Below are 20705 nucleotides of genomic sequence, written 5' to 3' on the forward strand. Positions count from 1 at the left end.
ACTCTCCGACGATGAACAGCGCCGTCGACTAGAGGCGCTCAGGGATAGTCTGGCGAGGGAGTAGCTGTGGCGTGTTCCCTCAGCCCACCTCAGAGGACTGGACAGGCCATACTTGGCCGAAAGGCACCCATGTCGACCGACCAACCGATCCAACCCGAAGAACAAGAGGCTGCCGACGGCAACCCTGCTCCCGGCGTAACATTTGTCGTCCCTATCAAGATTTTCCGACTGGAGTCGGTGACGACTGCGATCGGCGATCCCAATGAGGTCGATATTCAGGGGACGCACACTCGGTTGGCAGAGGCAGCAACAGCAGCACGTGAGGCGGGCGACCCCGCCGCAGACGCCTTGCAGGTTCTTTCCGGCATCGCATCCTATCACTTCGTGCCAGAAAGCCGTGTCGAGCCATTCCAGCCAATGGCAATGTTCGACGGTCGGCGAACACTCATCCCCGGAGACCTCCTCTCAGAACAGATAGAAGTGCTGGCAGCGTTCTCGCCTGACATCCCTTGTCCGGCTCTGCGAGCACGCGTGAGCGACGTTTGCCGGTTGCGCGTGCCTAGGAACGCCGAGGCTGGAATGCGCGCCGTTAGCGCCTACGTCGATTGTGTGGCGATCGTCATTCGCGGTGAAGCCAAGTTCGCATTCGAAAAGAGTGCGGCTTGCGTGACGGGATGCGAGCTTCTGAGACGCGCAACGATCGTAGCACGCCGGCTGGGTTGGGGCCGTTCCGAATTCGATCAATTGCGAAACGTCATATCTGAAGTGTGTCAGATAGCGGCAGACTCGAATGACGCGTGGGGTTTTGTCCACATCGCTCCCATCAATCTCGACAATGGCATCTGGGACCCGAAGGCTGTTGCAGACGCCGCTGAACGTCTGGCGATGCAAAACGAAATTGCGGGCCATCACTTCGGTCAGCGCGAGCTATGGGAACTAGCTGCGCGCGCCTACCATCGGGCGAAAGATACAGACAACGAGAACCGTTGCTTTATGGCAGCGGCTGAAACGTTTGTCAGCAACTCCGATGCACGCCCCGAATCTGCCATGGTGCAGGTCAGTTTCCTTGACAGCGCGATTCAAGCATTGCGCCCGATCCCAGGCACGGTCCAGCGCCGACGAGAGCTACAGGATCGCCTCAACGCCATTCAACCTAACATCCGTGATGAGATGTCCAGCTTCTCGCACGAGGACAATATCACCGAACTTGTCGAAGCAGTCGAAGCGGCTGTTAGCGGCAAGCCGTTCCCGGATGTGATAAAGGCGCTCTTTACCTGCGAGCGTTCACCTGATCCCGATGCGCTCCGAAAGCAGGTTCTCGAAAACGGCTATGGTAGCATATCGGCTATAATGCCGATGACGGTGAGCGACCATCAGGGCCGGACTCGGTTCAAAGCTCCCGGCCTCAAATTCAACGTAAGCGGTCAGCCGATAACGTCAGGCCTAAAGTTCCAAGGCATGAGCATTTCGATTTCGGATGCCGGCCAGCCTTGAGCGATGCGGGTCAAGGTCTGCGAGAGCCAGTCGAGCGGATCGACGCTGTTCATTTTGCAGGTTTGCAGCAAGGTGGCTACCGTCGCCCAGGTTCGTCCACCGCCGTGGCTGCCGGCGAATAGACTATTCTTTCGCGTGATCGTCTGGGGCCTGATTGCACGCTCGACGATATTGGAGTCGATTTCGATGCGACCGTCCATCAGAAAGCGTTCCAGCGCCTCCCGCCGGGTGAGCGCGTAGCGGATCGCCTCGGCGGTCTTGGATTTTCCGGAGACCTTGCCCAGTTCCGCTTCCCATAGATCGAAGAGGCTCGCGACAATGGCCACGGACTTTTCCTGACGTAGCGCGGCGCGGCTTCCGGCATCCTTGCCGCGGACCTCGTCCTCGACCTTCCACAATTCGGTCATGGCGATGATCGAATCCGTCGCGGCCTGCGAGACCCCGCTGATGTGCAGGTCGTAGAATTTGCGCCGCAGGTGAGCCCAGCACCCGGCGAGCCGGATTGTTTCATTGCTGCCGGCTTTGGCCCGTGCCTTGACCAGGTTGGTATAGGCCGAGTAGCCATCCACTTGCAGGATACCGCTGAATCCGGCGAGGTGGCGCGCCACGCAATCCGCACCTCTGCTGTCTTCAAAACGATAGGCAACCATTGGCGGACTGGTTCCGCCATAGGGTCGGTCATCCCGTGCGTAGGCCCACAACCAGGCTTTCGTGGTTTTCCCGGAACCAGGGGCAAGGGTGGGCAAGGTCGTCTCGTCGGCGAAGACCCTTTCGCCCTCCTTGATGCGCTCCAGTATGTAATCAGCAAGCATCTGCAGCTCGAAGCCCAGATGCCCCATCCACTGCGCCATCAACGACCGGCTGATCTCGACGCCGTCGCGCAGATAGATCGCCTCCTGCCGATAAAGCGGGAGGCCGTCGGCGTATTTGGAGACGGCGATATAGGCGAGCAGCCGCTCCGTCGGCAGCCCGCTTTCGATGATGTGCGCCGGCGCCAGAGCCTGGACCACGCCGTCACGGCCCCGGAAGGCGTATTTGGGACGGCGCGTGACGATGACCTGGAACTTCGGCGGCACGACGTCCAGCCGCTCGGATCGATCCTCGCCGATCAGAACCTTTTCAAGCCCCTCGCAGTCGGCCGGGATTTCCGGCTCGACGACCTCCTCGATGCGTTCGAGGTGGGCAGCAAAGCCCTTGCGCGGACGCGGGGCGCGCTTCGGCTTGTTCCCGACCGCGCGGTCGAGTTCGCTCCGGATTTCCGAAAGGCCGGTCTCGACCTCTTCGAAGGCAAAGGAGGCCTGCTCGTCGTCGATGGCCAGGCGTAGCCGCTCGGAACGCGTGCCATGTTGCGTGCGCTGTAAAACTTTCAGGATTGACGTGAGATTGGCGATCCGCTCGCTGGCGCTTTTCTCGACAGCTTTCAGCCGGGCGACCTCCGCCTCAGATGCTGCGATCCGAGCGTCGGCGACTGCGATCCGGGCCTCGCTTGCAGCCTGCTCGCGAGCCATGGAAAGGATCATCGCCTTCAGCGCATCAACGTCGTCGGGAAGGGCAAGACCCGGTAGAACCATGGCAAGCAACAGAGCACAAAAACAGCCGCTTTCCCAACCGTTCCAGCCGCATGATTCATCTTGCCGCAGGCCGGTTTCAGCCCGTCGATAACGGCCGCCTGACCCTGGCCGGACGAATCTTTTTCCAGTCCAGTCCGGCCAGAAGCGCCATCAACTGGGCGTGGTCGAGACGCATGCGCGCGGCCGATATCCCCGGCCAGCAGAAGCTGTGATCTTCCAGAGTCTTCGAATAAAGACAAACCCCGCTGCCGTCCCACCACACGATGCGAACCCGGTCCGCACGCTTCGAACGGAATACGTGAAGTGCCCCCGAGAATGGGTCCAGGCCGCCATCCCTGACCAGCGCCATCAAAGATGCCGCGCCCTTGCGGAAGTCGACCGGCTGGCACGACACGTAAACCACCACACCGGAAGCGATCATGCCTTACGAACCGCGCGGATGATCCTCGCCAGGCGATCGGGATCGACATCGCCGCCGGCGCGCACCACTGCGTCGCCAATGACGATTTCCACCGTGTCGCTGCCCACCGCTTCAAAGCGCGTGAACTTCGCCGGCTTGCTCGCTCCCTCCGTCAGTGGCGCAACCATGCCCGACGAAAGCGCCTTGCGGCGCCACGCATAGAGCTGCGAGGGGTCCAGCCCCTCGGAACGCGCAACCGCCGAGACATTGCCCCCTGGCGAGAACGCTTCGGCGACAAGCCGTGCCTTCTCTTCGTCCGACCGATGGCGCGGCTTGCGTCGGGACGGCACAGGCTCCGCCGTCAAAATCTCGAATGTTCGATGATGGCTCATACTGTCGCTCATAGGATTCTCCGCATGATTCATGCTGAAAATGAGCGATCAACCGCCTGCACGCTACGTGGGGACGCCTACGCGCTTACAATTCAACGGCCCGCCCGATGAAGATCAGGTGCGCTTCCTCATGAATCAGCAGGAACGTTTTCGGCGGCAAATGGCTGTCGCAGGGAAGATCAATACCATCCGCCGCATGATCATGAACGAGAACTACGTCTCCCTCGCTATGTTCATCCCGATCATGCAGGCGAGCGCATTCGTGCCTCACGACCACGAACTGATCTTCGCCAAAGGTGCGTTCCGGTTCCTCGCAGGCGACGACGTGGAAGCGGCACACTTGATCCTCCCGCAACTGGAGAACTCGCTGAGGCATATGCTCGCCTTGAATGGCATCGAGACAAATCGGATCAACCCTGACGGCACTCAAGAAGAGGCAATGCTGAGCCGTCTGTTAGAGGAACACCGCGAACCGCTGCTAACAATGATCCCGGCTGCGATGCTTCAAGAGGTCGATCTTCTCTTCAATTTCCGGGGTGGCGCTTCGGTACGGAATGAGCTTGCACATGGGAAAATGGGCGATGGCGACTTCTGGAGCCCGGTCGTGATTTACGCCACGTGGCTTGTCCTGCGTATGGCGTGCGTGCCGTCGTTTAGGGTTTGGCCGGACGTTGCGTCCGCTATGTTCAGCCAAGGCTGTCACTAGGCAGGCGGGGGCAGACCGTTGGAATCAAGTTTGGTCGACGTCTTCGAAATCGAGCGCGCCCTCGGATCGTTTATCTTCGCCGGCGCGGACTTAGGGGTCGCCGAATTCGTCACCAGATGGCTCCAGTCGGACTCGTCGCCCTCGCTCTCATTATCACGCTGTTCCTTGCGTTCGATGAGGTTCTTCACCGACGTTTTGATCTTAGTCCGCGCGTCTTCGATTAGCATCTTGCCATTGGAATCGATCTCCATGTCCTCGAGTCGGTTAATCGCGTCGATGACCTTCTCGAAATGGCTTTCAGGATCACCATCAAGGTCGGCCCGGTCAGCGATCTCTATGATGCGCTCCTCGATGTCGGGCAGTTTGCGGGTCCGAAGTCCCATCCCAAGGCGTACGAGCCGCTGGGGAGGGATTAGGGCTAGCATCTCCTCGGAATCTAGGAAGGAGAGGTCTAGCTCGTTGAGCGCGGCATCCTCGAGCGCTACCGCATCGCTCTCGCGCAGATCGTCCGTGAGCAAGCCGAGGCGGTGGACACGGGCGTGCGCCGTTAGCTTGGGACTGTCCACGATGTAATCTGTCACCCATGCTTTGCGTTCGAAGAGGTCAGGCTTGAGCTCAGCGATCCGCTCTACTACCCGGTCGCTCGCGCGCCAGCTCAGAAATGAGAACAACGACCAGTTGAGGTGCGTCTCGTCGGGCGTTTCTGCGAGCCGCGCTACCAGCGTCTCATTGAGGTTCGTCGGAATAGACAGCGCGTCCTGGATCGCGCCGGCACCTTCGGACATAAAACCGGTCAGGATCGTGTCGACAGTAGCGCCACGCAGCAACGCCGCCATCATGTGCGGCTTCTCTCGCAGGATTTCGGTGAGCGCGTCGGCGATGGTTGGATGGGCAAAGGACCAGACTGTCGCCTGACCGGTGCCCGAAGCTTTGAGGAACGATCCCATGAGCTCGGTGAAGCTGTCCAGAATGCGCGATCGCCCGATCCCCGTGAGTTCGGCGACTGCCTCGATCGCCGGCCCATCAGCGGTCTCAAGGTTGAAGGCGCCGCGGTGTACGTAGACCAGCATCAGCGCGGCGCGCAGCGTCTCGTCCAGCGCGTTGATGGTATCAACGAGATGCTCGCGCGGCTCTTTCATGAACTGTACAAGCGATGCCTCGCGGGGTGCCAGGCTTTTGGTGAAATTAGGGTCGCCCAGCCGTTCTGCAATGCCGGGGAGGAACGCCTCGACCGTGGCGACCGCGCTCAGATGCGGTTTGACGCTCGACTTCCAGCTCTGGCTTTGGCTGCCATAATTTATGTGATTGTAAAGAATTTGCGCCTTTTCGGCCATGCTGAGCGCGCCGACGTCGACGACGGCGCTGCCATTGGTGAACTCGGCAAGATTTCTCTGGCCGAGCCGAAGCCGCGCGGCTTCGTAGATATGCTTGCGCGAGGTTAGCAGGAAGCGGTTGCCATGCGCGACGGCAGCCCTCAGTTTCGGGAAGGCCGACGCCCAGTCCTGGACGTAATCCTCGCGAACGACATTGGGACCAAAAGCATCGTCGATCCAGAAGAAACGACCGGGATCATTGGGGTTCCAGCCCTGCTCGAAATCGCGAGGGCTGGTCAATATGAGCACCGTGCTGTCGGGGTTCTCGGACGCGATCGTCGATAGGATCGCGCCAATCGCAGATTTGCCACTCGAGGGATTGCCGAGCAGCAACACGAAGCCATGCTCGGTGATCGCCTTCACCGCTTCGCGATGTGCGCGCGTAGGCACGTATTTTTTGAGCTTCGGGACCCAGTGCTCGAGCAACGCCCGGCTCTGCTGGGTCATGCGCTCGTCGAGGATCACGGTGAGGTCGCCTAGACCGTAGACCTGGGGAACCATCGCGCGTAAGCGTGCGCTGCTGCGGATAGAGCGGATGACGTATTGTCTGCCGAGTATATGCGGCTTCCGCACGCCAATGGCGCGAAGACGTTTACGGATTTCGAGCGCAACCGGCGCATCGACACTCATGTTGGTCATGAAGATGTAGGTGTCGGCTTGGCCTTCGGCGACCAACCGCGTCACATTCTCGATCTCAGCGGCGATGTCACCCGGACGCAGCGCCCTCGCCGCGTCGGAACTGTGCTTCACTTGGACAGTGCCGATCGGTGCCGCGCCAGCCCCGTTGCCCGGTATCAGCAGCACCGCATCCTGCCCGCCGTCCTGCGCCTCGCGAAAAATCTCGACTGGTCGCTTGAGTATGACCTCACATAACTGCGAGCAAAGGTCTTGAAACGCGCGCCAGCCGATGGTGTGAAGTGCGAGATCGGACCAGGGCCCGACCGCCACGCGATGCGTGCGCTTGGCGGTTTCCAATATGTCTTGCGCGATGGTCACGCTCATCTCCTGCCCGAATTGCTTCCGGTAATCAAAACTGCAGGCGGGCCGCCTACAATGCAATTCGTACCGCAGCGGATGCACTTGCGCCACGGAGCACTATTGGGCCGGTACGCTCCACCGCTCGTCGGCTTCCGGCCCAACTGGAACACTTGTTTCGCACCTGCGTGTACCGCGCTTCAGCGTCGCCTTCGTCTTCGATGGGGCGGTGCACGCCATCGGAGCGCAGCGTTGGCTACCTCCACAGATATATCGAGTCCTAATCGGGCGAGGACAGCGGTGTGATGCGGTCCATGAAGTACGTATAGCCGGCATCTAGCCGGATACCGTTGGCCTTGCTCGTCTCGTACTTGACCTTGTCGAAGTGAATCGTCTCGCCGCCTAGCTCGATGCTGACGAAGTAGTCTCTGTGCTGACTGTGGATAGGCTCGAAGCAGAATGCCCGCTCCGGCAGCTGGACGCTCCCGTCTGACAGGCGTTCGCCCATACCTGAAAACCGAGAGAAAGGCTTAGGATTTTCCCTGTACCGCTCGTGCTCCGAATAGAACTGGATGGAGAAGGAGACCCGCTCGCCGTCGGAAAGACTGTAGACCTTGTGGAGGATTCGGTAGGCGTAAATTCCGCCGCCACTGCCTCGACGGTCGGGCACGACGGTGAAACCCATGCGCTTCCAGAAGGGCTCCGCGGTCCATGGCGCGATCTCGATTTCGAGGACCGAGCGCCCTTCGTTGTGGGCGACGTCGACCATGAAGTCCGCCAGGAGGCGCCCGTAGCCTTCCCTCCGGAGGTCGGGCCTGATCTCCAAGATGTCCGTACCGTCGAGGAACCCGACGGCGTGACCGTCTACCATGAGGATATCGACACGGGCGTTGCCCTCGCTCCAGGTCCGCTTGACCGAGTCCCAATTGCAGCGGAAGCCGCGGGGCGGCTCGTCACCGACGTATCCTCCGGCTTCCCAAGCCTCGATAGCAGTCTTGTAGATAGATTCCTCCGCGTCGAGCCACGCCTCGACTTCAGCCATCGTCGCTTCAGTCGCGGGCACGATTTCATACGCCATTGGGACCCCTGTAGCATCCTGCTCGTTTCGTGAGATGTTGATCCCACCCATGCCGTGTCTCCTAGCTCATTGGCTTGAATTCCGTTATCCGATGCGGCTTCGCACCGATAGCTTCCCGAACGAGCATCCGCTTTCGGATATTTGCTGAGAAGCGGATCGACGGCTTCCGGCCCCGTGGCTGACGGTCGGCAATGCGCCTCCTATCGGACATCGAAGCTAGTTCGGCTTCTAGCTTGACGCGGACATTGCCCGGACCGACCTAGAGGTCGTGGTTGTTTAGCCGAGGCAGCTCCTTACCCCCTATGCCGTTATTCGAGGCCCTTGTGTAGGTGACGGATGCATGAGGCTCAATGCCGGTTCGCTCTTTCAGTAGATCGATGTACGCAACGGCGGTGTTGTAGAATTTCGCGGCGTTCTCCGGGTCAGCCATTCTGGCGAAATCACGATGCATGGTTTTCCGATGCAGCTTGCCGGGAGCTTTGATCGTATCGGCAATTTTCGTGGGCCCTATCTCGTAGGGAGAGGAGTGGGTCACGAGATTGCGCCATTGCTGCATCTGCCCAATGTCACGAAAGAGTCCCCGGCTCTTGTCGAGCTCGATCCCGGCCGCAGACATTAGCATTTCCATTTTGTCCCAGAACGCCCTTTTGCTCCGGTAGGCCTGGAATTCGAAGCCCACGAAACGCTCTTCCGACTGCATTGCGAACGCAACGGATGCAGAAAAACTTTCGATAGCGGCGAACGCCAGAACCATGCCGCCGGTAAAGAAGGAGAAGCCCATCGATAGGCTGCCGGTCCGCGGCTTTTTGTCCATAGCTAGACCCGCCCTGACCAGCTCGCCGGCTGCGTGCAGGGTCAAATTCCAATCGTGGTTCTGTGCTGTGTATTCGTGAGGCAATCGATCTCCTTAGCTTTACCAATCCATGTTCAGCGATGTCCATTTCCCGGCAAGATGGTACGCGAAATGCGTCATCTCCTCGACGGAGGCCATCGCCTTTGCATAGGCGCCCGTCGCGCACCATCGTCATGATGAGCGGCAGTTTAGATTGCTGGATGTAGACTTTCGCAGGCGCGCGGCCCGTCCCACATGTGCGAGATGAGTTTCGCGATGGAACGAAGCGCGCTTCCGACATCGAATGAGAGGCTTCCTGTCCCCGTCAGGCAGGTATTGCGCCGACTTTCTTCGCTCTTTCGACGAGCGCAGCGTACTTCGTACCGTTTCCGGATGGAAAATGCATGCACCAGACTGCTAGAAACTGGCCCCAGTGCATTATTGGGACACAGATATACGGTAGGCATGTCGGCGCCGTCATGAGGCGTCAATCCTAAGCGGCAGGAACCCTTCGCCATCGACCATGAGATGGTCTGACCAGACGTAATCGCCCGTGATGTTGATATGGTCCCAGCCCAACGGCGAGAGCTGCGGGATTATCCGCTCATCGAATGCCGTTCCGCGCCGGCGCATCGATTCGACGACGCGACCGAGATAGCGGCAGTTGAACAGGATGATGGCTGCGGTGACGAGGTTGAGGGCGGCGGCGCGGCTGGCCTGGTTTTCGTGCCCACGGTCCCGGAAACGCCCAAGGCGGTGGAAAGCCACTGCTCGGGAGAGCGAGTTCTTCGCTTCGCCCTTGTTGAGTTCGGCGGTGACGAGCCGGCGGAGCTCGGGATCCTCGAACCAGCGCAAGGTGAACAGCGTGCGCTCGATGCGGCCGATTTCGCGCAACGCGGCGGCCAGACTGTTTTGCTGCCGGTAAGCGCTAAGTTTCTTCAGGATGAGCGACGGTGTCACCACCCGGTTCCTGAGCGCCTGGATTATCCTTTGAACATCCTCCCAGTGTGTCCGGATCAACCCGGCGTCGAGGCGATGGCCGAACAACGGCGCCAGTGGACCGTACCGCGCTTTCGGCTCGAACGCGTAGAGTTTGCGATCCGACAGGCGCGGGATACGGGGTTCGAAGGAAAGTCCGAGCAGGTGCATGACGGCGAAGACGATGTCCGACGCGCCACCACCATCGACATGAAGTGCTGCGACGTTCACGCTGCTCTCGTGACCGAGGATGCCGTCCAATGAATGGATGGCTTCTCCGGCGGTGCCAGCTATGACCTTCTGGTGGAGCGGCGCGTAACGGTCGGTGATCGTGGTGTAGATTTTGACGATCGGATCGCGGCCGTAATGCGCGTTGACGGCGCCGCCAGCTTCGCCGGGGCCGCCGAGATAAAAGGCCTGCCCGTCCGCCGATGCCCGCCACCCTTCGCCGAACCAGGCCGACAGCGGCTCGGCGTGGATCGCATCGGTGAGGCCGGCGAGTGCCGCCCGGAATGTGTCCTCACGCATGTGCCATGTCTGCATCCGCAATAGCGCCCGACGGGAGCCTGCTCCGCTTATCTCGGCCATGCGCGACAAGCCAAGGTTCGTCGCCTCGGCGATGAGCGTCGCCATGAAGGCGCGAATGTTGTCGGGTGGCAGACTGGTCGAGACGTGACCGAATTGACTTGTGAATCCTGTCCAGCGGTCGACCTGATCGAGCATGTCGGTAATCCGCACGCGCGGCATCAGCCGGTAGATGGCGGCGGAAACGGCGCCGGCGCCCTCGGCCTCGTTGTCCTTCTGCTCCTTCGGGAAACGGAGCTTGCCGCCGGTGAACATGGCCACATCCTTGCCCGACAGCCCGCGCGCCGTGGCAAGGAGGGCGGCATCGAGTTCGGCCGCGCGAGCCTCTATGTAGGTCTCGGCACCAACCACCGGAACGGTCGGCAGCCGCGAAGGGGGGAGGTTCGTTGCAGGCGAAGCCGGCGTAAGGAGCGTATCGAGCGAGCGATGGATTCGCGATGTCGGCACCCACACGTCACCGCTGGCGAGAGCGTTGGACAGTGCGAAGAAAGTGACGAGTTCGTAGTAGGTCCGGTCAACCGAACCCTCCTTGAAGACGTGTCGATACCAGCGTCTTTCGATATGGCCGAGAGGCAGACTCGCCGGTAATGACTTGCGCCAGTCACCGCCAAGGTCGCGCAGAACGGTAGCCGCTGAAAGCAATGGCTGAGACGCCCGACGCCCCTCGAACGTGAAGCTCGCCAGGAGTCGGGCGCCGATCTGCTTGAACACGCGGTGCTCGTGGGAAAGCTCGCCGAGTACGTCCGGCCTTCCGGGACGAATTGTACGCCGAATGATGGCGGCGTCGGCTTCGACGACGTCGAGCGCCGCGATCGCGGTGACGGCCGCTTTGATGTCGCCGTCTTTCCTCGCGGTCCTCACCAAAGCGTCCAGCACATCGGCGATGCGAGTCAGCCGTGTTCGGCCCTGTTCGGCGGAGGCGGCGATCGTCTCCTCGAGCCGCTTTCGGGCACGCAGGTTCGCGCGGCCGACGAGCGACTGGAACATGGTAAGCGCGCCATCGGTCAGCGCGATCCCGAGTTCGCTCAGCGTCGCCATCATGATGGTGTGCCGGCGGGCAGGTCCCATCTGCTGAAAAGCCTGCGCCGTATAGAGGCTGCCCTCCTTCGCCATCTGCGCCATGCGGGGCCCGAGGCCGGGACGCGAAACAACAACATCGCCGCCAATCGTGCGGACGAGGGTGAGCTTGTCGAGAAGTTCGAGAAGCGGCCTCCCACCGACCCTGGAGGGCGGCTCACGCAGCCAAGACAGCCGGCTTTGGCGGACATGTATCTTATCCGACAGAAGTGCATCAAGCTGCAGACGCTGCGCATCCGATAGAAGAGAATTGATCTCAGCTACCACAGCGGCATCGGCCGCGTGCATCGCCGCGGCGGCCATGCGCTCGACCACGCTGATGCCGGGAATAATGATCTGCTCGGCGCGCATCCGTTCGATCAGCCGATCGAGCAGCACGCGCCCGTCGGTCAAACCGACGGCTTCGCGCTCCGCCCAGGCGGCGAGTTCTGCTCGCGTCGGCCTGGTGAAATCCCGAAAACCATGACGCTGTTTGATCGCCGCCAGTTGTTCATATCGGGTGGCTCCACGTCGGGCGAACAAGGATATCGCTTCGGCATCGGCACCGACCTGTTCTGCGATATGATCGAGCATGATGCCCGGCAGGAATTCGCCGCGCCGAAGATATCGACCGGGGTAGCGCAGGCAACAGAGCTGAAGCGCGTAACCGAGCCGGGTCTCGGGCATCCGGCTTTGGGCGATCGCCGCGAGGTCATCGGAGGTGAGGCTATGATACCGGACGGTTTCATCTTCCCTGTCCGGCAATGCCAAAAGCTTCTCCCGCTGCGTCTTCGTCATCGATATCCGAGCCGGCATCGTTCATCCCTTCACAAACCACTTGCCTTACGACGTCATAATGAAAGAGGATTGTGAAAGGCTCTGCACCTAGATTCTCGTAGATGCCGGCGGCCTTCCATAAACGACCGTTTTTGAAAGCACCTCAATGCTGATCGGCTACGCCCCGGTGAGCACACGAGACGAGCAATCAAATGCATCTGATGGATCGGATTACCAGTGCGGGCGCCGGGCTCCGGTCGCTCCCCGAAGCGATCGACATGACCACCGCGGCAAGGCGCATGATGATGTACATGGTGGGGTCCTGTGCAGAGTTCGAACGCGCCATGATCCGGGACCACGACAGGCGTTGCTCAGGCACGCTCCGAAGGACGAATTGGGAGACGCCGTAATAAGCTCGACCCGAAGAAACGTCGGGAAATCGCTGAGAGCGTCTTGTCCCGACGTAAAAGCGGTGCCGAAATGGCGAGACTTTACGATATCAGCAAACCGGCGGTTTCGCGCATCGTCGCTGAACATCGCCAGAACAGGAGACCTTTCATGCCGACCAGCCATGACCTCAAAGGTCTGATGAAGTTCCTTGCTCGGGAAGAATGGCGCGAATGCTTCGACGAGGTGTTCTACGACCATTTCGGACCCGTTCTGGATGCCGGCGACATGGACTTCGAGGACATTGCCGAGATCCTCGGCGAGGGTTGGGCCATGACGCTCTGGGGCTGTGCCTTCGAGGATTTCCTGACCCGGGACTTCGAGTTCGAGGGCGGCAACATCGTCGACGAATATCTCAAACGTCGTGGCTGGAAAGAAAATGCCCAGGCAAAGACCTATATGAAGGCGCTGCGCACTTCCGTCATGAGCCTTTACGAAGTCGGTGAGATCGTGCCGGGCAAGTCGCTCGTCGCGCGCGATCTTGTTCGCGGTGGCGACCCGATCGCGGTCAGCGAGGGAACGGCCACCAGAACGCTCAAGCAGTGGGACCGGATCGCCGCCCGCATCTTGCCTCTCTTGGGCAAAAATGTATTCGCTGGAGGCCTTTTGCCGTTCACGCCGCAGGCCACCGATGCGCTGTTCGATGGCCTGCGGCAGATGTTCGGCAAAAAGAATGCGAAGAAGCTGCCGGACATCAAGGACGAGGAGCTTCAGGCGGCGGCCTCCATGTTCACACTTTCATGGTTATTCGATACGCTTGAGCGCGCCATGGGGCTGCCCTCGATGCAGAACGCGGATGGTGATGAGCTCGTATTCCACGACGTCAGGTTTTCGCTCGCTTCCGGAGTTACCCGGAAGGATATTGCCGCACGGGTGAGCAACATTGCCGGCATGTCGCGGGAGAACGCAAATTTCTGGAACTGGCTTGAGCAAAAGCCGAAGCATGGCGTCCAAAAGCGCAGTGCCTCGTCCTTTGACATCACAACGGACAACGGCGCCCGGGTGCTGGGAAATGTTGAATTGAAAGGGAAATTCCTGCATTTGGCGACCAACTCGGCAGAGCGCGCGCAAGATGGAACGACGTTGATCCAGCAGGCGCTGGGTGATCTCGTCCGTACACCTCTTACAGAAATCCGCACTGTCGAACAGATGATGGCCCAGCGACCGGCCCGCGAAAGGGAAGATTCCGCATCTGAAATCCCGGCCGAAATTGCCGAGCAGGTCGTTCACCAGTTCATGGACCGGCAATATCGTGAAACTCTCGATCAGCCGGTCGGCATGCTCGGCAACAAGACGCCGCGTCAGGCCGCAAAATCAGCCGCCGGCCGAAAGATGGTTGCCGAATGGCTCAAATATCTCGAAAACCAGTCTTCACGGCGGCCCGACCCAGTAGATCCCACGGCAACATACAGTTTTGAGTGGATGTGGCGCGAACTGAACGTTCTCGATCTCCGCCACTAGCCGTTATAGTATATCGGTGTCCCAATAATGTACTATGGAGGAAAATCCCCACAAATGATGATGTTTGCCGTCGTTTCCGATATCGGCGCGAGATCGCCATATAGCCGACGATTTCATGTGTCAAAAAATATAGAGCTGATTAACAGCTTCGAAGCTTTCTGTTATGTAACCTCAAACAGGACATGGCGGGGAGAAATTGTCGTGAGTCAATCGGCTGCAATATTAAAGCAAGATAATAGCCAGCCGGAGAAAATCGCCACAACCATAGGCGATAGGCTTTCGCAGGAGCTTGTCATAGCATTGGTAGGTCCGGTGGCGTCGGGCGTCTCCACAACAGCAAAGTTTCTAGCGGATTTGCTTTCCCAGAAATACGGATACGACGTTGGTTCTGTTGCAAATTTTTGTTGAACTGAAGCAAGAAGAGATGGCGGGCGGTGCTTATGCGGCGGCGAGGATATCGAACTGCTCGGCCAATGACGGATTTGGGTTGAAGGCGAACCTCGCCTGTCGTTTGCGCATCATGTGAAGCATTTCGATGCCGTCGAGGATGATGCTTGCGGCTGCGGGAGATTTGAAGCCGAGCATCGGCCGAACACGGCGCTTGATCCGCCGATGGTCCTGCTCGATCCGGTTGTTCAAGTATTGGCTTTGGCGGATTCGGATCGGCTTCGGTCGGCGCCTGCAGCGATCCTGCAATCGATGTGTCGTATCGCAGGAAACGATCGCCTCCTGGTTGGTCTGGCTACCATCGATGACGACACGATCGGGACGCCCATGGCGCTCCAGCGCTTTCCTGAAGAAACGCTTGGCCGCCGGCAAATCCCGATGTTCGCTGAAATAGAATTCGACCGTGTCGCCGACGCTGTCGATAGCGCGGTAGAGATACATCCACTGCCCTCGGACCTTGATGTAGGTTTCATCAACATGCCATTTGCCGGTCGCTGCGCGCTTGCGCCGGTTGAAGCGCTCCAGCAGCAAGGGCGAGAAGTGAACAACCCAGCGATGGATCGTCGAATGATCAACGCTAATGCCACGCTCGGCCATCATCTCCTTCAAATCGCGCAGGCTCAGTCCATATGCCAGATACCAGCGAACGCACACCAGGATGACCGATCGGTCGAAATGCCGGCCTCTGAACATCACAAACCTCCTAAAAAAATGTCGGAGGTCACTTGCCAGACAACCCGTAACGAAAAAGTTTGCAACAGAACCCCTGGCTGACGTCGCAAGAGCGACTTTCGGTGCTGAGCCGGATGGATAAGAACCTCGGCGGCATCCGTTTCGTGCGCGCTTTTGCTGCGCAGCGGCATGAGCCGGAAAAGTTCGACCGGCAGGGATTATCAGATCCCATGGGCGGGTGGATAGGGATGTGCTCTCAGGCAGAGGAGTGGAGTTGTTCCACCAACTCTCTCTAGAAACGACGGAGGCGGTCGCCCACCCGGTTCCCACAGAACGTGGCGTACGGAGCTACCGCACCACGCTCTTCGGCCGTTGCTTCACAGCACGAGGGCCCGCAGCCCCCTGTATCGGAGCAGCAGTTGTCGGATGCAGTGGCGAGGTCCGTTCTACTGATCTGGTGAAAGGCGTCCCAGGACGGCGATCGCCGTCACGGCTGCGACTGCACAGCATCTTGCGCCAGTAACGCTCAGTGGCCGACACACCTTGGTCAGCGACCGGTTATTTCCAGTACCTCGGCGTCAGCGCCGGCCAGCTCGTGCACACGACCGGCGATGGCGGTTCGCGACCGCGTGCCCAGTTGATGCAGGCCTCCCGCAGGATCGTCCGGACCATATTCTCGATGCTGCGCATTTCGTTCAGCACCGGGGGCGGTGGACGAGAAGAGAACGCCAGAGCCGGCATTGCCAGCTCTTGACATGCACCGGCAGGCCTTCGGCGCGCAATCCGTCGTGAGGCCAGGCCGTCAGCGAGCACGCTTCCAGGTCGACGCGCTCCAGCGGGAGCCCGACTTTGGGCAGCGCGATGCGAGCAAGAAGATCAAAGGCAAGAAGCGGCATATTCTCGTCAATACCAAGGTCTCCTGATGCACGCCCTCGTTCATGCCGCCGACATCCAGGACTGCGATGGCGGCGTGATGGTGATGGCGAGCTGTTCGGACTCTATCCCTTCCTGTTCAAGCTCTACGCCGATGGCGGCTATTCAGGGGCCGGAGTTCCAAAAGGGGCTGAGGAAGACAGTCGCCAAGTCAATTTCGAAATCGCACCAGGGCGCTCGCCTTCCTCAAGCTGGCCTCCATTCGCCTCATGTTCGGAAGGCTTCGTGATAAATTATTAAGTCCCCGGACTGACTCTTAAAGGAGAGGCAAGTGTTTTTTGACTTCCATTGGATTACCGGAATCATGGTCGGCTTCGAAATTATTTACGATCCCGATTGTACGCTTGTTGTTGTAGACTTAGAAATCTTGCGTATGATGATTACCACGATGCGATAGTGTCTCCTTGCAAGCACTTTGGTGAATGCCACGCACGTCGATCCGGAGAGAAGAGAAATACTGGGGTGATATTCATCACCAAAGCGAATTAATTGAATGGGCATACGGGCGGGGTGCATTCTTATGCTGAGGAATCAGAAGCCCATGCCGGTTGGCACCGGCACCAGCAAGGAGGCACCCAATGACGACGAGAATATCGGCATTGATGCGCACGCGCCAATCCCTTTCCGACCTGATTGAAGGACGTCTTTCCACACCGGCTGGTCGCTCGGAGTTGATGAAGCTGCGACCCGTCTGATCGTGGAGGAACCACTTGGGGGGAATGGCGGGATGCAGTCGGGGGACTATTACGAACATGGCGCCGAGCCCGGCCAGGGTTACCGGAACGGCGTGCGCAGCGGACGCCTGAAGACGGCGGAAGGCTTTGTGGAATACTCGGCCCCGCAGGTGGCGGGCCGCGACGAGCCGTTTCGTTCCGAGATCCGCGAGCATCTGAAGGAACGCACGGAGGCGCTCGAGGATCTGGCGGCGGAACTGCTGGCACGCGGTCTTTCGGTGCGCGACATCGAGGACGTCTTCCACGACGAGACGGGGCGGCTGCTCCTATCGAACACCGCGGTCAGCGAGATCGGCGAGCGGCCATGGGCAGACTACCAGGAGTTCGCCACGTCGATCTTGGCCTAATCGGCCCGAAGCTTGTGGAACGTTGCCGGAACGGATTGACCGGTACGGCGTCGTCGCTTGAGAATTCACACTTGGAAGAGGGGGTGGATGTATGGGTTTGCGTTTTTCGCTCGAGGCGTTGACCGGGGCGTGGCGGAACCTCTCTTTTGCCGACGTCGACTTTGGGAACTCCAAGCCGGTCGGGTCGAGGCTTGGACTGGCGGTTCAACTGAAGTTCTTCGCCGCGTACGGACATTTCGACACCGCGGCGGCTGAGGCTCCCGACGAGGCGGTTTCGTATCTGGCCGAGTAGCTTGGCGTCAGCAAGGTAGATTTCTGCCAGTATGATTTTTCGGGGCGTTCAGGGCGGCGCCATTGCGCCGAGACTTTGCCATCTTGGTTTTCGCCGGATGAAGCGGCCGGATCGAGTCGCACTGGCTGTGTTGCAAAGTCTTCGGTAACCAGGCGCATGGCATGGCCTCTGGTGTTTCGCCGGAGAGTTCAGATGTTCAAGGGCCGCCATTTCGACCAGTCCGTCATTCTGCTTTGCGTTCGCTGGTATCTGGCCTACGGCTTGAGCCTTCGCGATTTGAAGGAAATGATGGCCGAGCGCGGCATCAGTATCGATCATTTGACGATCCACCGCTGGGTCGTTCACTTCTCGCCCTTGCTGCTGAAACGCTTCAATCGGCGCAGGCGTGCCGTCGGCGGAAGGTGGCATATCGACGAAACCTATATCAAGGTTCGCGGCCGCTGGATGTATCTCTATCGCGCCATCGACAGCGTCGGCGACACCGTCGAGTTCTGGTTCAGCGAGCATCGTGATCTGCCGGCGGCCAAACGCTTCCTGCGCAAGGCGTTGCAGCGTCACGGCCGCCCCGAGCGCATCGTCATCGACGGTAGCCAGACGAATCGCGAGGCGATCCTTTCCTGTGACGCGGAAAGCCGGCTGCGGGATTCGGTCGCGGCGGCAGCTCAAGCCGATCCGCATCCGAAAGAGCCAGTACCTCAACAACCGCATCGAGCAGGATCACCGGCGCGTCAAGTGTCGTGTGCGGCCTATGCTCGGTTTCAAATCATTCGCAAGCGCTATCGCCACGCTGGGCGGGATCGAGATGTTCCACATGATGCGAAAACGACAGGGGAGGTACGCCTTCCATCCAAATCCGCCCATCGCCCAGCAATTCGAATTCATCGCCGCCGCGTGAGGCTGGGGTCGTTCCCCGAATTTCTATTGCCAGACGACAATTTTGCAACGGAACCCAGTTATGATCAGGACGAAATTCATGACGCTGCGGGTCAAGCCGGAGGGCGGCAACCTGCCGGGTGGGAGGACGGCTCGTGGGCGTTGTCGTCACAGTCGGACCAACCTGCTCCATCGCCGCAAAGCCTCAATCCGACGGAGGTTTCCGCCAAGCCCGGCAATGTGGGAGCAGGATATCGGGGCATCGATCTTCGGCCCGACATATCACCAGCCAGCTTCTTTCGATTTCGAACAGCACGTCCCCCCGGATTGGGGCGTCCCGCCGTCCTTTCCTGGCCCATCAACTCGCACCCGGGAATTACCTGATATTGGACCCTTACTTGGCAAATGGGACCACGGCTCCAGACAGGCCTCGTACGTTGTGATCCATCACCTGCTGAACCGCGGGGTCGCGCCAAGCCAGTTCGCTCCACAGACACGCTTCGGTGCCGCACCGGCTGATTGGGCGCACCGTCGAGGTGCGGCTCACGCATCGAGTGGTCGAGATCTTCCACGATCACGAGCGTGTCGCCAGCCATGTCCGTTGCTCGCAGCGGTCCGGCCATGTCACCGTCAACGACACATGCCCAAGGCGCTTCAGCGTTACGCCAACACCACGCCGGCCAACCTGATTGCGGATTTCGACGTGAAGCCGGCCGCCATTCCGATCAAAGACCGGCCGGTTTTCGGCAACTGAAGATTACCTCCTGGGTCAGCAACTTTGGCAACAATCACCTCGCCATGAACGGGGACATTTTGATGCCGGCAACGAGAAGGCTGACCATGAGACAATTGAGACAAATGCTTCGGCTTGCCGGAAGCGGGACGGGCTCCCGCGAGATTGCGGTCGTATTGGGGATAGCGCAGTACGGTGCAGGATAATTTGCAGCGTGCAGCCGCGGTTGGATTGAGCTGGCTCTTGCCGGGCGAGCTGACCGACGATGCGCTTGAGCACAAGCTCTTCAGTCGCAACGGCGTCAAACAGGGTACGCGACGACGCACGGAACCGAACTGGGCCGATCTTGCGGTCGAGCTCGTGGGTCGCATCCCGACGGTTACGGCTATAGTCGTTATGTTGCGGCCAAATTTATGTTGCGGTTGTTGGAGGCGAGCCAGAGATGGCGGCGGTTTCCCTGGCCCGGCTCGCAACATAAAGGGCGACGGTTGGAGTCTACAAGGCTTTAGGAATGCCACCAATGACGGCAGAGAACGTTGCCGAGGTGACTCCCTCAAGCCGCTGATATCGACCTTGGCCAACGCCTTGTCCTTCATTTCGAGGTCGACCTCCGCATAGATGTTCGTGGTGTCCAACGACACGTGGCCGAGCCAGGCACGGATCGTGTTGATATCGACGCCGGCACGCAGGAGGTGGACGGCTGTCGTGTGCCGAATCGTATGCGGGCTGACGCGCTTCGTGGCCAAGGTCGGCACGGTTTTGCTCGCCAAGGCGGCATATTGCGTCACGACGCGGTGTATTCCGAACCGTGTCAAAGGCTCCTTCGTTCGCCCCAGAAAGACTGCATCGCTCTGATCCCGATCGGTCACGAGGCGGGTCAATGAGGTTGCCGTCGTTGGCCACAATGGGCAGATCCGGACCTTGTTTCCCTTGCCATGAAGGCGCACTGACGGAGACGCGCCCAGTTGAAGATTGCCAACCGTTAATTTTGCTGCCTCATCGGCGCGAGCACCGCTGTTGTACAGGAATAGCAGCAGGGCATGGTCGCGCACCCCAAGACCCGTACGCCTGTCGGGTTGACCGAGGAGCGCATCCATTTCGGCCTTTTCGAGACATCCGATCGCGGTCTTTGCCGTCTTCTTGAATGGTATTGCCCTTATCTCGGAACACCAGGCCAAGTGGACCGGCGAACGCATGCCGATGAAGCGTGCAGTGAGTGAATTGTCGCAAGCCGTTGGTTGCGGGTCGCTTCGCTGCATCGGCGATCATGTTCCAGGTGGTCCACGAACTTGCGGACAATTGCCGGCGTCAGCTCTTCCACGGTCATACGATCGACGGCGCAGCCTCCCTGTTTGCTGGCAAACGGCAGCAACAGTGTCAATGTATCGCGGTAGCTGGATTGGGTGTTGCGGGAAAGATTGCGCTCGGTGACCAGATGTTCCAACAGGAACCGGCGGATCCACTCCTAATCTGCTCAAAGGCTGCTGAAGAAATAGGGCTTGGTACCAAAGCGCATCATCATCGACAAACTGCGTTCCTATGGAGCGGC

General features: G+C 59.7%; 17 protein-coding genes and 4 pseudogenes. 10 read left to right on the forward strand and 11 right to left on the reverse strand.

Translation table 11 applies throughout. From position 1 onward, the window contains the following. Window positions 1–129 precede the first annotated feature (129 nt). Complete coding sequence (locus JG739_RS33825; protein ID WP_199202890.1) at window positions 130–1494, forward strand: DUF7380 domain-containing protein; 1365 nt, start codon at window positions 130–132, stop codon at window positions 1492–1494. Here the strand turns inward: JG739_RS33825 and tnpC are convergent. The 3 genes from tnpC to JG739_RS33840 form a co-directional block, all read right to left on the reverse strand. After that, window positions 1425–3065, reverse strand: a complete 1641-nt coding sequence (tnpC, locus tag JG739_RS33830; RefSeq protein WP_183445373.1) for an IS66 family transposase — start codon at window positions 3063–3065, stop codon at window positions 1425–1427. The genes JG739_RS33825 and tnpC overlap by 70 nt on opposite strands. A gap of 76 nt (window positions 3066–3141) precedes the next feature. Next, window positions 3142–3486: an IS66 family insertion sequence element accessory protein TnpB gene (tnpB, locus tag JG739_RS33835; RefSeq protein ID WP_183445374.1), complete on the reverse strand. Its 345-nt coding sequence runs from the start codon at window positions 3484–3486 to the stop codon at window positions 3142–3144. Next, window positions 3483–3869, reverse strand: a complete 387-nt coding sequence (locus JG739_RS33840; protein ID WP_183445375.1) for a transposase — start codon at window positions 3867–3869, stop codon at window positions 3483–3485. Before JG739_RS33840 ends, tnpB begins: the two co-directional genes overlap by 4 nt. A 19-nt stretch (window positions 3870–3888) precedes the next feature. Between JG739_RS33840 and JG739_RS33845 the strand changes: the two genes are divergently transcribed. Next, window positions 3889–4563 carry a DUF4209 domain-containing protein gene (locus JG739_RS33845; protein WP_202367922.1) on the forward strand — a complete coding sequence of 225 codons (675 nt, stop codon included), beginning with the start codon at window positions 3889–3891 and terminating at the stop codon, window positions 4561–4563. On the opposite strand, the gene JG739_RS33850 is transcribed toward JG739_RS33845, so the two are convergent. The 4 genes from JG739_RS33850 to JG739_RS33865 form a co-directional block, all read right to left on the reverse strand. After that, window positions 4560–6932, reverse strand: a complete 2373-nt coding sequence (locus JG739_RS33850) for an nSTAND3 domain-containing NTPase (RefSeq protein ID WP_202367923.1) — start codon at window positions 6930–6932, stop codon at window positions 4560–4562. The two genes, JG739_RS33845 and JG739_RS33850, sit on opposite strands and share 4 nt — an antisense overlap. Before the next feature lie 259 nt (window positions 6933–7191). Then, a complete protein-coding gene (locus tag JG739_RS33855; RefSeq protein WP_199202893.1) occupies window positions 7192–8040 on the reverse strand; it encodes a GNAT family N-acetyltransferase in 849 nt (282 codons plus the stop codon). A 208-nt stretch (window positions 8041–8248) separates the two neighbouring features. Then, on the reverse strand, window positions 8249–8887 hold the full coding sequence (locus JG739_RS33860; protein WP_199202894.1) for a hypothetical protein: 639 nt from the start codon (window positions 8885–8887) through the stop codon (window positions 8249–8251). 411 nt (window positions 8888–9298) lie between these two features. Beyond that, window positions 9299–12238, reverse strand: a complete 2940-nt coding sequence (locus JG739_RS33865; RefSeq protein WP_199202992.1) for a Tn3 family transposase — start codon at window positions 12236–12238, stop codon at window positions 9299–9301. 200 nt (window positions 12239–12438) lie between these two features. Here JG739_RS33865 and JG739_RS35890 point away from each other — a divergent pair, with 200 nt between their 5' ends. The 3 genes from JG739_RS35890 (at window position 12439) to JG739_RS33875 (ending at window position 14533) form a co-directional block, all read left to right on the forward strand. Continuing rightward, complete coding sequence (locus tag JG739_RS35890; RefSeq protein ID WP_244750046.1) at window positions 12439–12627, forward strand: recombinase family protein; 189 nt, start codon at window positions 12439–12441, stop codon at window positions 12625–12627. Window positions 12628–12775: 148 nt separating this feature from the next. Further along, window positions 12776–14125, forward strand: a complete 1350-nt coding sequence (locus tag JG739_RS33870; RefSeq protein ID WP_244750035.1) for a hypothetical protein — start codon at window positions 12776–12778, stop codon at window positions 14123–14125. Between the two features lie 54 nt (window positions 14126–14179). Beyond that, a complete protein-coding gene (locus JG739_RS33875) occupies window positions 14180–14533 on the forward strand; it encodes a hypothetical protein (RefSeq protein ID WP_202367924.1) in 354 nt (117 codons plus the stop codon). 30 nt (window positions 14534–14563) lie between these two features. On the opposite strand, the gene JG739_RS33880 is transcribed toward JG739_RS33875, so the two are convergent. Together JG739_RS33880 and JG739_RS33885 are read right to left on the reverse strand one after the other, a co-directional pair. Beyond that, the gene (locus tag JG739_RS33880; protein ID WP_006329070.1) at window positions 14564–15265 is read right to left on the reverse strand and encodes an IS6 family transposase; all 702 of its coding nucleotides are present in this window, start codon (window positions 15263–15265) and stop codon (window positions 14564–14566) included. 565 nt (window positions 15266–15830) lie between these two features. Further along, window positions 15831–16104: pseudogene (locus JG739_RS33885) on the reverse strand (IS110 family transposase); the annotation flags it as partial. Here JG739_RS33885 and JG739_RS35895 point away from each other — a divergent pair. The 5 genes and pseudogenes from JG739_RS35895 to JG739_RS33910 form a co-directional block, all read left to right on the forward strand. Further along, a pseudogene (locus tag JG739_RS35895) lies at window positions 16105–16342 on the forward strand (transposase); the annotation flags it as partial. A 413-nt stretch (window positions 16343–16755) separates the two neighbouring features. Next, window positions 16756–17243 (forward strand): annotated as a pseudogene (locus tag JG739_RS33895) (transposase); the annotation flags it as partial. 112 nt (window positions 17244–17355) lie between these two features. Beyond that, entirely contained in the window at window positions 17356–17550 is a 195-nt protein-coding gene (locus JG739_RS33900; RefSeq protein ID WP_202367925.1) for a hypothetical protein, read from the forward strand. A gap of 192 nt (window positions 17551–17742) precedes the next feature. Beyond that, window positions 17743–18445, forward strand: a protein-coding gene (locus tag JG739_RS33905) for an IS6 family transposase (protein ID WP_199202898.1) whose coding sequence is annotated in 2 segments (ribosomal slippage) — window positions 17743–18198 and window positions 18200–18445 — 702 coding nt in all. Because the reading frame shifts where the segments join, the coding sequence is not laid out codon by codon here. A 478-nt stretch (window positions 18446–18923) separates the two neighbouring features. Next, window positions 18924–19114 (forward strand): annotated as a pseudogene (locus JG739_RS33910) (Mu transposase domain-containing protein); the annotation flags it as partial. On the opposite strand, the gene JG739_RS36310 reads toward JG739_RS33910, so the two are convergent. Next, window positions 19084–20415: a tyrosine-type recombinase/integrase gene (locus JG739_RS36310; protein ID WP_342216480.1), complete on the reverse strand. Its 1332-nt coding sequence runs from the start codon at window positions 20413–20415 to the stop codon at window positions 19084–19086. The pseudogene JG739_RS33910 and the gene JG739_RS36310 overlap by 31 nt on opposite strands. Beyond that, on the reverse strand, window positions 20313–20600 hold the full coding sequence (locus JG739_RS36315; protein WP_342216481.1) for a site-specific integrase: 288 nt from the start codon (window positions 20598–20600) through the stop codon (window positions 20313–20315). The genes JG739_RS36310 and JG739_RS36315 overlap by 103 nt, the downstream gene beginning before the upstream one ends. Window positions 20601–20705 lie beyond the last annotated feature (105 nt).

The sequence above is a fragment of the Mesorhizobium sp. L-2-11 genome, from assembly GCF_016756595.1.
Classification (GTDB): domain Bacteria; phylum Pseudomonadota; class Alphaproteobacteria; order Rhizobiales; family Rhizobiaceae; genus Mesorhizobium.